Annotated in this window: 10 protein-coding genes and 2 pseudogenes; 9 read left to right on the top strand and 3 right to left on the bottom strand. The window is 65.1% G+C overall.

Annotated elements, in window-relative coordinates; translation table 11 throughout:
- Positions 1-122 (top strand): annotated as a pseudogene (locus J0J10_RS00425) (IS3 family transposase); the annotation flags it as partial.
- 402 nt (positions 123-524) lie between these two features.
- On the opposite strand, the pseudogene J0J10_RS00420 reads toward J0J10_RS00425, so the two are convergent.
- Together J0J10_RS00420 and J0J10_RS00415 are read right to left on the bottom strand one after the other, a co-directional pair.
- Positions 525-779, bottom strand: a pseudogene (locus J0J10_RS00420) (Mu transposase domain-containing protein); the annotation flags it as partial.
- A gap of 292 nt (positions 780-1071) precedes the next feature.
- Positions 1072-1737 (bottom strand): GntR family transcriptional regulator, encoded by a 666-nt coding sequence (locus tag J0J10_RS00415; protein ID WP_291644371.1) that lies wholly within the window; start codon positions 1735-1737, stop codon positions 1072-1074.
- Between the two features lie 325 nt (positions 1738-2062).
- Here J0J10_RS00415 and J0J10_RS00410 point away from each other — a divergent pair, with 325 nt between their 5' ends.
- From J0J10_RS00410 to J0J10_RS00375, 8 genes are all read left to right on the top strand, one after another.
- Complete coding sequence (locus J0J10_RS00410) at positions 2063-3691, top strand: amidohydrolase (protein ID WP_291644369.1); 1629 nt, start codon at positions 2063-2065, stop codon at positions 3689-3691.
- Positions 3692-3749: 58 nt separating this feature from the next.
- A complete protein-coding gene (locus J0J10_RS00405) occupies positions 3750-4787 on the top strand; it encodes a polyamine ABC transporter substrate-binding protein (protein ID WP_291644368.1) in 1038 nt (345 codons plus the stop codon).
- Positions 4788-4852: 65 nt separating this feature from the next.
- Positions 4853-5992, top strand: a complete 1140-nt coding sequence (locus J0J10_RS00400; RefSeq protein WP_291644366.1) for an ABC transporter ATP-binding protein — start codon at positions 4853-4855, stop codon at positions 5990-5992.
- Positions 5989-6897, top strand: coding sequence for an ABC transporter permease (locus J0J10_RS00395; RefSeq protein WP_291644364.1), 909 nt, complete (start codon positions 5989-5991; stop codon positions 6895-6897). The genes J0J10_RS00400 and J0J10_RS00395 overlap by 4 nt, the downstream gene beginning before the upstream one ends.
- Positions 6897-7709, top strand: coding sequence for an ABC transporter permease (locus tag J0J10_RS00390; protein WP_291644362.1), 813 nt, complete (start codon positions 6897-6899; stop codon positions 7707-7709). Before J0J10_RS00395 ends, J0J10_RS00390 begins: the two co-directional genes overlap by 1 nt.
- Before the next feature lie 34 nt (positions 7710-7743).
- Complete coding sequence (locus J0J10_RS00385; RefSeq protein ID WP_291644360.1) at positions 7744-8904, top strand: M24 family metallopeptidase; 1161 nt, start codon at positions 7744-7746, stop codon at positions 8902-8904.
- Positions 8905-8954: 50 nt separating this feature from the next.
- Positions 8955-10265, top strand: coding sequence for an NAD(P)/FAD-dependent oxidoreductase (locus tag J0J10_RS00380; protein ID WP_291644358.1), 1311 nt, complete (start codon positions 8955-8957; stop codon positions 10263-10265).
- Between the two features lie 91 nt (positions 10266-10356).
- On the top strand, positions 10357-11625 hold the full coding sequence (locus tag J0J10_RS00375) for a M20/M25/M40 family metallo-hydrolase (RefSeq protein WP_291644356.1): 1269 nt from the start codon (positions 10357-10359) through the stop codon (positions 11623-11625).
- On the opposite strand, the gene J0J10_RS00370 is transcribed toward J0J10_RS00375, so the two are convergent.
- A complete protein-coding gene (locus J0J10_RS00370) occupies positions 11618-11974 on the bottom strand; it encodes an IS3 family transposase (RefSeq protein WP_291644354.1) in 357 nt (118 codons plus the stop codon). The genes J0J10_RS00375 and J0J10_RS00370 overlap by 8 nt on opposite strands.
- Between the last annotated feature and the right edge of the window lie 160 nt (positions 11975-12134).

Below are 12134 nucleotides of genomic sequence, written 5' to 3'. Positions count from 1 at the left end.
GCCCGCACTCCTCGCTCGGCTACAAGCCGCCAGCACCGGTCGCTGTGGTCTGGCCGGCTGCGCAAACCCAACCCGCTTCGCCGGCCATCTCAACCGTGGCCGCCAAGCCCACCATGCACTAGATTAGAACCGGGCCACCTAACGGGGGCAGGCCAGTGCGCCTGGCCGTGTTTGAGCATGTTCTTGCGCGACAAGGGCAAATCGCGATCGGCGCGATGGGGATCGACGATCTCATCAGTTTGCTCTGGAACACAGGGCGCTCGCTGAAACTCTGGCAGTATGAGAATGAGCCGCGAACCGCGCGCTCATTGCCCGCGCGGTGGGAGGTTGACAACGAGTATCATTTTCAGGCGCTGCTTTGGGTGAGCCCGAGCCATGCCCGCAAGAACGGGGCGCGCTATCGCTACTATGTCTCACAGGCACTGATCCAGCATCGCAAGACGGAAGCCGGATCGATTGCCCGGGTCTCGGCGCCCGAGATCGAAGCGGCCGTCATGGCGGCGCGGCCGTCTCTCGATGCGATCGCGCGCGTGGCGGGCAATCTCGGCCCCGCCGCAGAGGATCACAACCTCCTCGACGAAGCCCTTCACCACGAAGTCCCGGAAGCCATAAGTCGTCGGCACGGAGTAGTCGTTGGAGCGGTAGCGCACCAATGCGGTCGATGAGACCCGTCCGCCACGCCTCTCACACGGTTCAAGCGGCACGGCCGGCCGGTCGCGCAACGCCGCCAGATCGGCGACGAGCCGTTCTGCTATCGTCTGTGCATGCCGTCCGGCCCGCCCTGGCGCCGGAGCGCACTAGGAATTCGCGCTAGTCGCAATATATTGTATAAATAATAGGTGAATTTATGTCACAAAACATAAATAAACTTCATGAATATCTGTAGAAATCTTCGTAAAAAATTCTTAAATTCTAAATTTATTAGACGTATATTATAAATAAATATATTTATAACTCTCAATTTAAGCTCATGCGCATGACATAAAATATTACCATTACTATAAAAAATATCAAATATTGTATTATAGAAAATGGCCTCAAATCAAAGAAGTACAAAACTTAGATTACCCCCTAAGAAAACACCAAACTATTCGCGAGCTGCCTCCTCAGGAAAGACTCCATCTCATCAAGGAATTGCGTCGCGGCCTCCACTGACCGATCGACATCACCGCGCCCGATCGCCTCGATCGCATCAGCATGCGCATGCCCTATGGGAATGTTCGTCGCCTCGAGATGCATGAAGTACACACGACGAGAATTGGCCTGAATGGGAGCGAGCGCCGCAGTCAGGAACTTGTTGCGCGCCACCCGCAACGACAAATCCTTGAAGCTTCGGTCGACGTTCATCAAGCCGACCTTGTCCCCGGCGTCGACAACAGCCCGCATGCGCTGCGCCATCTCCATGAAGCGCGCCCTGTCCTCGTTCGAGGCGAGCCTGGCGGCCCGCACCGCAACCTGACACTCTAGGGGGCGACGAACCTCCATCAGCAGAAACTGGTCCCGGAAGTCGACATCCGTGACGAAGACGCCGGAGCGCGGCAGGATATCGACGAGATTGTTCTCGCGCAGCCTCTGCAAGGCCTCGCGAATCGGAGTGCGCCCCAGGGCCAGGGCCTGCGCCAGCGTCTGCTCCGACAACCGCGTCCCTGGCCTGAGCTCGCCGAGGATGATCATTTCCTCGAGACGCCTGTAGGCTTCCACGGCCAAGGTCGAGGACGCCTCCCCCGCAAAACCCATTCGTCTCTCCTCAAACCGCCTAGGGCGTCCGGCCAAAACTGACATATCAGATTAGGTTGCAACCTCTCAGATCGGCAAGACAGCCACGCTCGCGTTTCCATGAAAATTCATGATTGACAACGCCTCTCAGCTTTGTGACGCTGCCTTTACTGACATGTCAAACAAGACCTGACGCAGCGCTGCAGCTGCGATTATCGGGCGCCGGGCATGCAGCTTCGTTTTCTGGCCGACGCCACCCTACGCCGTCCGCGGACGCCCGCGCGACGGCCGGCGACGCGCGGGATTTGTCGAGCGCCGCGCTGAGCGGGAGGGAGTGGGACCGGCGATGACAGTGCCTCGGATCGACAGGATCGTGGTCAACGGCAAGATCGCGACGATGGAGCGACCGGACCATTTCGTGGAAGCTCTCGCGATCAGCGGCTCGAAGGTCGTCGCACATGGCAGCAACCAGGAGATCAAGGAACTCGCGCCCTTCGCCGAGCGGATCGACTGCGGTGGCCGGACTGTGCTGCCGGGCTTCATCGACAGCCATTGCCATCCCGACATGCACGGCGCCCGGCTCGGCCGCTGGTCGGACCTTTCCACCGGGTTCGGCAGCAAGGAGGACGTGCTCGCCCATGTCCGCGCCACGCTCGAAGGCAAGCCGGCCGATCATTGGTTCGTCGGCTTTCGCTACGACGATACCCGGCTGGGCGGCTATCCGACCCGTGACGAGCTCGACCAGGCAGCCGGCGGGCGACCGGCCTTTCTCTACCGGCGCGACGCGCATCTCGGCTTCGCCAACAGCGCGGCCCTGGCCGCCGCCGGCTTCACGCGCGAGAGCGGCGATCCGCCCTTCGGCCGCCTCGACCGTGACCCGCAGACGGGCGAGTTGACCGGGCTGCTGCGCGAGACCGCAGCCCATGAGATCGTCAATCTCTGCCAGCGCGGATTCACGCCGGATGACTTCGCCGGCGGCCTGGTGCGGGTCTTCGACGATTTCGCGTCCTACGGCATCACCTCCGTGCACAACAGCCTGTGCTCGACGCAAGGCATCGTCGCCTATCAGAAGATGCGCGAGAACAACGAGCTGCGCATGCGCGTCGGCCTCCTGGCCAGCGGTCGCGAGGACGAGCTGATCGACGCGATCATCCGTTCGGGCTGGCGCACGGGCTTCGGCGACGAATGGATTCGGCTGACCGGGGTGGAATGGTGCCCCGACTGCTCGACCAGCGGACGGACCGCCGCCTATTACGAGCCGTATATCGGCGAAAAGGTGCTCGGGGAGCCCGAGGACAATCGCGGCATGCTGCTCTACGAGCTCGAGGACTTCAAGCAGCGGGTCCTGCGCGCGCACAAAGCAGGCCTGCTCGTCGGCGCGGACGGCGTCGGCGACCGCGGCATCGACTTCGTGCTCGATGCGTTCGAGCATGCGCTCCAGCACCATCCGGTCGACGATCATCGGCTGCGCGTCGAGCATTGCTGCAACGTCACTCCGGCCATCCTCGAGCGCCTCAAGAAGCTGCAGGTCATCTGCTCCTCCGCCACCGGCTTCGCCTACGATCTCGGCGACGCGTATCGGCGCAATCGCGGCGCGGCGGCGATGCGGTACATGTGGCCGCACCGGAGCATGATCGATGCAGGCGTGAAGGCGCCGGGCCATTCCGATTGCCCCGTCTGCCACCCCAATCCGTTCCGCGGCATCTACTCGATGGTGAACCGCAAGACCGACAGCGGCGCCGATCTCGACCGCCGCGAGGCGGTGAGCGTCTACGAGGCCGTCGAAGCCTACACGACGCTCGGCGCCTATTGCGGCAAGGAAGAACACATCAAGGGTGATCTCGGAGTCGGCAAGCTTGCGGACTTTTCCGTCCTTCACGAGGATGTCTTCAGCGTGAATCCGGAGACCCTCGCCGATGTCCGCGTCGATGAAACCTATCTCGGGGGAGATCGAATATTCTCGCGTCAGACGTGACGCGAGAAGGAGAGCACAGCCTCATCTGCATGCGCGCACAACCACAAGGGGAGATACCATGAAATTCGTCGCTCACGCCCTCGCAGCCGTGGCACTGGCCGCGACCGCCGGCCATGTAGCACCGGCCGCCGCGCAACAGACCCTGACAATCTCGTCCTGGGGCGGCGCCTACCAGAAGGCGCAGAGGGAGGCCTGGTTCAACATCGTCGAGAAGGAACTCGGCGTGACGATCAAGGAGGAGACCACATCCGGCGTCGCCGATGTGCGCGCGCAGGTGGCCTCCGGGCGCCCGACCTGGGATCTCGTCCAGCAGGGCAATTATGGCTGCGCGCTGCTCGACAAGGAAGGCAACACCGAGCCGCTGACGCCGGCCATCCTCGGGGTCAAGGGCATCGCCGACAACATGAAGGGCAAGGGCTGGATCTCGAATCTGGTCTACGCCACGACCCTGGCCTGGAGCGACGAGAAGTACCGCGACAAGAAGCCGTCGAGCTGGGCCGACATGTGGGACACCAAGACCTTCCCCGGCGGCCGCACCATGCGCCGCAGCCCGGTCTACGCGCTCGAATCCGCCCTGCTCGCAGATGGCGTGCCGATGGAAAAGCTCTACCCGCTCGACACTGCGCGCGCCTTCAAGAAGCTCGAGGCGATCAAGAAGGACGTCGTCGTCTGGTGGGCCTCCGGCGCCCAGTCCCAGCAGGTGCTGAAGGATCGCGAGGTCGAGATGGCGGCGATCTGGAACGGCCGCGCCGCAGCCCTCGCGACCGAGGGCGAAAAGGTGAGCCTGACCTTCAACCAGCAGATGCTGCTGACGGACTGCTGGGTCGTGCCCAAGGGCGCCAAGAACAAGGACCTGGCGATGAAGGCGATTGAGATCATGAGCCGTCCGGAGGTCCAGGCCCGTATCGCGCTCTACATCAACTACGGCCCGGCCAATGTCGAGGCCTTCAACACGGGCATCATCAAGCCGGAGGTCGCGGCGAAGCTGCCCAGCTCCCCGGAGAACGCCAAGAAGGGCTTCGTGCTCGACGCGAACTATTGGGCCGCGAATCTCGACGAGCTGACCAAGCAGTTCGACCTGTTCATCCAGCGCTGAACACGAGCGGCCGGGCCTGCCCGGGCCCGGCCGCCCTCGCATGAAAAGGTAACAGGATGACAGTCATGGCTACGCCTGCCGACGCTCCGGCGGCCGGTGGCAACCGCAGCGCCTCCCTGCCGATCACGATCGAGCGCCTGGTCAAGTCCTACGGCTCCTTCAAGGCGCTCGACGATGTCAGCCTGTCGATCAGGAGCGGCGAGTTCATCACGCTGCTCGGCCCCTCCGGCTCCGGCAAGACGACGCTGCTGATGGTGCTCGCTGGTTTCGTGCGGCCGCAATCGGGCAGCGTCCGCTTCGCCGATCGTGAGGTGGTGCTGCTGCCGCCGCACAAGCGCGACATCGGCATGGTGTTCCAGAACTATGCGCTGTTCCCGCATATGACGGTCGCGGGCAATCTCGCCTACCCGCTCAAGCTGCGAAACGTGCCGGCGCGGGAGATCGCCGGGCGGGTCGAGCGCGCGCTCGATCTCATTCAGCTGAGCGCTTTCGGCGAGCGCCGCATCGACCAGTTGTCCGGCGGCCAGCGCCAGCGTGTCGCGTTGGCGCGCGCAGTCATCTTCGAGCCGCGCATCCTGCTGATGGACGAGCCGCTCTCGGCGCTCGACAAGAATTTGCGCGAGCAGATGCAGCTCGAGGTCCGCCGCCTGCATGATCGCCTCGGCATGACCACGGTCTATGTGACGCACGACCAGCGCGAGGCTCTGACGATGTCGGACCGGATCGCGGTGATCAACCGTGGCCGCGTCGTCCAGCTCGACCGCCCACGCGAACTCTACGAGAGGCCGTCCACGCATTTCGTCGCGAGCTTCATCGGCGAGTCCTCGACCTTGCCCATCGAAGTCCGGGATGGGCGGGCGAGCTTCGCCGGCGCCCCACTGCTCAGCGCGGCGCCGGCACCGGCACCGGCGAGCAGCGCGCCGAGCTTCCTCGTGCTGCGACCGGAAAAGCTGCGCCTTCTTGCCGATGCGGCGCCGGCGGAGGCCAATGTCATCGCCGGCCATGTCCGCCAGAACGTCTTCCAGGGCGACAGCATCGTCACCTATGTCAGGACCGCGAGCGATCATGAGATCGCGATCCGGCGCTCCCTGCGCACGGACGAAGTCCTCCCTGAGGTAGGCACCGCGGTCCGGGTCGGGTTTTCCGCCGAGGACGCGATCATCGTCCCAGCCGACGCGGATGCCCCGCAAACGGGCCGGCCATGACTCTGGCTCTGGATCAGATCGCAGCCGGCGGCACGGCGTCTGGAGCCAATGAGGAGGCGCTGCGTCGCCAGGCCCATGGCGAGCGGCGCTCGATGCTGGCGCTGACCCTGCCGGCGCTCCTGCTCGTCGGCTTCGTCGTACTCATCCCGATCGGCTGGCTGTTCTGGCTGTCCTTTGTCGACAAGAGTGGCTTCACCCTCATCCACTACCAGAGATTGCTGCACCCGACCTATCTGCTGACGCTGCGGACCACTTTCGAGCTGGCCTTCACCGTCACCGTGGTCTGCCTGCTGCTCGGCTACCCGCTGGCGTACCTCGCCTCGCAGCTGCCGCGGCGCTGGGCGAGCCTCGTCCTGCTCTGCGTGCTCTTCCCGTTCTGGACTTCGCTGCTGGTACGGACCTACGCTTGGCTGGTGTTGCTGCAGCGACGGGGCCTCGTCAATACCTGGCTGCAGAAGCTCGGCATCATCGAGGAGCCGCTGCGGCTGGTGCATAATTTCACCGGCACGGCGATCGGCATGACCCACATCATGCTGCCGTTCATGGTGCTGCCGCTCTACGCGACCATGAAGACGATCAGCGAGGACTACATGCGCGCGGCCGCCAATCTCGGCGCCTCGCCGATCCGCGCCTTCTGGCAAATCTACGTGCCGCTCTCCTTCCCCGGCCTCGCGGCCGGCCTGATCGTCGTCTTCGTGCTGTCGCTCGGCTTCTACGTCACCCCGGCACTGCTGGGTGGCGGACGCGTGATGATGTGGGCGATGCAGATCGAGCGTTCGACCACCGTCTATGCCGACTGGGGCGCCGCCAGCGCCATGGGCGTCGTCCTCCTCGTCATCACGCTCGGCATCCTCTGGCTGGTTTCGAGGCTGACCGGCTCGGCGAAACTCGGGGAGGCACGCTGATGCTGCGACAGCCTGCGACGAGCACGCAGATCACCCATCTGAACAGGCTCTGGCTGTATGTCCTGTGCGGTCTGGTCATCGTCTTCCTGATCGCACCGACGCTGCTCGTGATCCCGATGAGCTTCTCGGATTCACGCTACCTGTCGTTCCCGCCGGAATCCTGGTCGCTGCGCTGGTATCGTGCCTATTTCGGCTCGCTCGAATGGCGCGACGCCACGGTCGTGTCGCTGCAAGCCGCCTTCCTGACGACCATCGTCGCGACCGTGACCGGCACGCTCGCGGCCTATGGCCTCCATCTCGCGCGCAGCGGCGCCGGCCGCCTCGTCCAGGTCGCCCTGACGTTGCCGATGATGATCCCGGTCATCCTGCTCGCCATCGGCATCTTCCTGTTCTTCGCGCCGCTCGAGCTGAACAATTCGCTCTCAGGCCTCGTGCTCGCGCATACCGTGCTGGCGCTGCCGCTCGTGCTGATCTCGGTCACGGCCGGGTTCAAGAGCTTCGACATGAACCAGGAAATGGTCGCCCGCAGCATGGGCGCGTCGCGCCCGCGCGCCTTCCTCACCGTGACCCTCCCGCAGATCCGCAATTCGGTGATCTCCGGCGCCCTGCTCGCCTTCATCACCTCGCTCGACGAGGTGGTGATCGGCCTGCTGATCGCCGGCGGCGACAAGGCGACCCTGACGCGGCGCATGTTCCTCGCCCTGCGCGACGAGATCGACCCCACGATCGCGGCGATCTCTTCGCTGCTCATCGTCCTGTCGATCGTGTTGCTGGCGGTGTCCCAGTATTTCCAATCCGAACCTCGCGATTAGACGACCCGCTCAAGGTCGCCGAAGGAGATTTGACGTGGTGCTGCATTTCGAGAGAGCCGAATTCGATCAGCGTGTCGCCAATGCCCGGGTCGCGATGCGACGCGAAGGGCTCGATGCCCTGCTGCTCTTCGCCCAGGAGAGCACCTATTACCTCACCGGTTTCGACACGAGCGGCTTCGTCTTCTTCCAGTGCGCGGTGCTGACGGCGGATGAGCGGCCGATGACGCTGCTGACGCGCCGGCCAGATCTGGAGCAGGCGCGGCGGACCTCGACCTTCGAGGACATCAGGCTCTGGTACGATGCGCCCGGCATGGACCCGTCGCGCGAGCTGATGGCGATCCTGGAGGAGAAGGGCCTGAAGGGTGCCCGGGTCGGCATCGAGATGCGCACCTTCGGCCTGACGGCCGACAATTACGCCCTCGTGCACAACCGCCTGTCGCCGTGGTGCACGCTGGTCGACGCGTCCAACCTCGTCCGCGGCCTGCGCGTCGTGAAGTCGGCGGCGGAAATCGCCTATGTCAGGCGTGCTGCCGAACTCGCCGACGACTCGCTCGTCGCGATGATCGAGAAGGCGCGCCCCGGCAGCTTCGAGGGCGACATCGCCGCGGCGGGCTCGGTCCCGATCCTCGCCGGCGGCGGCGATCCACCGCCTTCCGGCCCCGTGCTCGGATCGGGCGATCGCGCCTTGCTTGTCAGGAGCGCCACCGGCTTCCGGACGCTCGACGGCGAGGACCAGCTGACGATCGAGCACGCCGCGAGCTATCGCCGCTATTGTGCCTGCCTGATGCGGACGGTCGCGATCGGCCGCGCCCAGCCGCTGCAGCAGCGCATGTTCGCGGTGACTCACGAGGCGATCACGGCGATGACCGACGCCGCCCGGCCGGGCAACACGATCGGCATGATCGACGACGCCCATCGCCGCGTCTTCGATAAGGAGGGCTTCGGCGGCTCGCGCATGTCGGCTTGCGGCTACTCGCTCGGCGCAACCTATCGGCCGTCCTGGATGGACGTCCCGCCGATGATCTATTCCGGCAATGAGATGCCGGTCGCGCCGGGGATGATCCTGTTCCTGCACGCCATCCTGATCGATGCGCCCAACAACCTCGCCATGTCGCTCGGCTACACGATCCTGACGACCGAAGGGTCCGCCGAGTTGCTGAGCCGCATCCAGCCGGAATACGTGGTCACGACCTGATCTTTCGCGGCCGGCTGCTTCGGACGCCCTCCTGTCCCAGGTGAGAAACCATGCCTGCGAACGATCTGTTCACGCCCGATTTCCTGCCGCATCCCTATTGGTGGGATGCGGCCCATCCGGTGAAGGAAGCGGACGGCACCCTGCCGGAACGCGCCGATGTCGCGATCATCGGCGGCGGCTATACCGGTCTGTCCTGCGCGCTGGAGCTCAGGCGGCAGGGCGTCGAGGCCGTGGTGATCGAGGCCGACGAGATCGGCTTCAACGCCAGCTCGCGCAATGGCGGGCTGGTCACCGGCGGCGTGAAGCTGGCGCTCAGCGATTTCTCCCGCGAGCTCGGCAAGGAACGCGCCGACCGCCTGACGGCCGAAGCAATCGGAACCCTCCAGTTTCTGGAGGACCTGATCGCCCGGGAACAGATCGACTGCGATTTCCAGAAGACGGGCCGCTTCGTCGCCGCCTATTCGCGCAAGCACTATGACCACCTCGCCGCCAACAGCGACCGCATCGCCGCCCTGACCGGCGCCCGCTGCGAGATGGTGCCGCCCGAGCGGCAGCGGGAGGAGATCGGCAGCGATCACTATCGCGGCGGCCAATTCGTCGAGGCCGCCGGCGGCCTGCACCCCGCCAAATACGTTCGCGGCCTTGCGGAAGCCGCACGGTGCGCTGGGGCGAAGCTAGTCGACCGCACCAAAGTGCAGCGGATGAGCCGCAGCGCCGATGGCTGGCGCCTCGAGACCAGCGCCGGCGCGATCACCGCGCAAAAGGTCATGGTCGCGACCAATGGCTATACCGGCGAAGCCACGCCCTGGATGCGGCGTAGGGTCGTGCCGGTGGCGAGCTTCCTGATCGCCACCGAGCCGCTGCCGGACGGCCTCGCCGCCGAGCTGGTTCCTAACCGGAGGATGCTGGCCGACACCCGCAGAGTATTGAGCTATTTTCGGCTGTCGCCGGACGGAAGGCGCGTGCTCTGGGGCGGCCGCGTCGGAACCGCCGCCATGGACCCGCGCGAGAGCGCGCGGCGCCTCCATGCCGTCATGACGACAGTCTGGCCGCAGCTTCGCGGCGTGCGGGTCAGCCACAGCTGGAACGGCAATGTCGCCTTCACCTTCGATTTCCGGCCGCATCTGGGCAGCCATGAGGGGGTGCACTACGCGCTCGGCTGCCAGGGCAACGGCGTTGCGATGCAAAGCTGGCTCGGCTTCCAGGCTGCCCGTGCCATTGCCGGCGCGGCCAACGAGCCGAGCGCCTTCGCCGACCTGCCCTTTCCGACTGCGCCGCTCTATGACGGCCGGCCCTGGTTCCTGCCGATGATGCTCGCCTGGTACCGGCTGCGCGATCAGATCGACCGGATGGCCTCCTGAACGAACGCACGCTCCCCCGTGCCTTTGGCCCGGCCGGTGATGACTGGAGCCGGCCGCATTGCTCCCCAGCGCTTTCGGCGAGGACACGACCATGACGACGATGGCAGATGAGCGGCACAAGCTGCTGGAGTGGCTCGACGCAGAGCGCGACGAGATCATCGACCTGCTGCGTGCCCTACTACGGGAGCGCGGACCGAACCCGCCGGGAGATACGCGCTCGACCGCGGATGTCGTCCGCGCTTACCTCAACGGCCGTGGCCTCGATCATCGCATCATCTCCCCGCATCCCGAGATGCCGAACATCGTAGCCAGCTTCGAAGGCGCCAAGCCGGGTCGGCATCTCGTGCTGAATGGCCATCTCGACGTCTTCCCGGTCGCTCCGGACCTTGCGGGCTGGACGAAGGATCCGTGGGGCGCCGAGATCGTCGACGGCAAGATCTACGGGCGCGGCGCCTGCGACATGAAGCCGGGCACGACGGCGTCGATCGTGACCTATGCCATGCTGCACCGCCTGCGCGAGAGTCTCGGCGGGCGACTGACCCTGACCTGCGTCTCGGACGAGGAGACCTTCGGCCCCTGGGGCGCGCGCTACCTGATGGAGCACCACCCGGAAGTGCATGGCGACTGCCTGCTGAACGGCGAGCCGGGCGGCCCAGAATCGATCCGCTTCGGCGAGCGCGGCCCGCTCTGGATCGCCTTCACACTGCGAGCCAAGGGCGCGCACGGCGCCTATGTCCACGCGACCGACAGCGCGACCAAGCTCGCCATGCGCCTCGCGACGGAACTCGAGAGCCTGACCGAGATCGAGGCGCCGCTCTCGCACAATCTGCAGCGCGCCATCGAACAGAGCCGGCCGGTGATGGACCGGATGATGGGCGAAGGAGCCGGCGCGCTGGTCAACCGGGTCACGCTCAACATCGGCACGATCCAGGGCGGCGAGAAGGTCAACATGATCCCGTCGCACTGCACCTTCCAGGCGGATTTCCGCCTCCCGGTCGGCATGAGCAAGGCCGATCTCCTGCCGAAGATCGGCGAGATCGCAGCCCGCTATCCACAAGCCAGCTGGGAGGTAGTCGGTGGCGACGAGCCGTCCTGGTGCGATCCCGACCACGAGATGGTGGCGATCATTCAGAGGAACGTCGAGGAAGCCGGCCGGCCGCGACCGCAGCCGATCGTTAGTCTCGGCGGGACCGATGCACGGCTGTGGCGGCATCGCGGGGTCCCCGCCTATGTCTACGGCCCCTACCCTTACGGCATGGGCTCGCACGACGAGCATGTCGACATCGAGGAGTTCCTCCATGTCGTGCGCACGCATGTCTTGTCGGCTTTCGACTATCTCAGCCGTGCCACGCTCAACTAACTTGCTGGGGCGCATGTCTTCGGAATCGCGCCGATCGCGGAGCCGACAGGCAGGCGCAACTTGCTGGCATGGCAGTTTCTCTCAAAGCGGAGACGCTTGGCCAAAAAGCCCTCGGCATTTGCTTGGCGCCGACGTGGCTGAAGGCCATACTCCGCATCAGGCGCCGGATTTTCTTGTGGTTGGCGACAAGGCCGCAGTGCCGCAGCGCTGCCTGCATCCGACGCCAGCCATAAGCCTCGAAGCTGTCGGAGATCGCCGCCATCGTCTCGACGAGCGCCGTGTCGTCGATGCTGGCGGCCGGCATGTCGTAATAGGTCGAGCGCTCGACCCCAATCAGACTTCGCACCACGGCCGCCCCGTAACTGGCCCGCCCCCGTTAGGTGGCCCGGTTCTAATCTAGTGCATGGTGGGCTTGGCGGCCACGGTTGAGATGGCCGGCGAAGCGGGTTGGGTTTGCGCAGCCGGCCAGACCACAGCGACCGGTGCTGGCGGCTTGTAGCCGAGCGAGG

Origin of the sequence: Allobosea sp., from assembly GCF_017308075.1 — a bacterium.
Lineage (GTDB): Bacteria > Pseudomonadota > Alphaproteobacteria > Rhizobiales > Beijerinckiaceae > Allobosea.
Note: the sequence above shows the minus strand (reverse complement) of the source record. Positions and strands in the feature narration are given on the sequence as shown.

What these genes read in the sequence shown, in the direction of transcription:
- J0J10_RS00415 (WP_291644371.1), bottom strand. Translation starts at nt 1,737, where the DNA reads ATGGGTTTTGCGGGGGAGGCGTCCTCGACCTTGGCCGTGGAAGCCTAC.
- J0J10_RS00380 (WP_291644358.1), top strand. Translation starts at nt 8,955, where the DNA reads ATGCCTGCGAACGATCTGTTCACGCCCGATTTCCTGCCGCATCCCTAT.
- J0J10_RS00395 (WP_291644364.1), top strand. Translation starts at nt 5,989, where the DNA reads ATGACTCTGGCTCTGGATCAGATCGCAGCCGGCGGCACGGCGTCTGGA.
- J0J10_RS00390 (WP_291644362.1), top strand. Translation starts at nt 6,897, where the DNA reads ATGCTGCGACAGCCTGCGACGAGCACGCAGATCACCCATCTGAACAGG.
- J0J10_RS00405 (WP_291644368.1), top strand. Translation starts at nt 3,750, where the DNA reads ATGAAATTCGTCGCTCACGCCCTCGCAGCCGTGGCACTGGCCGCGACC.
- J0J10_RS00375 (WP_291644356.1), top strand. Translation starts at nt 10,357, where the DNA reads ATGACGACGATGGCAGATGAGCGGCACAAGCTGCTGGAGTGGCTCGAC.
- J0J10_RS00410 (WP_291644369.1), top strand. Translation starts at nt 2,063, where the DNA reads ATGACAGTGCCTCGGATCGACAGGATCGTGGTCAACGGCAAGATCGCG.
- J0J10_RS00400 (WP_291644366.1), top strand. Translation starts at nt 4,853, where the DNA reads ATGGCTACGCCTGCCGACGCTCCGGCGGCCGGTGGCAACCGCAGCGCC.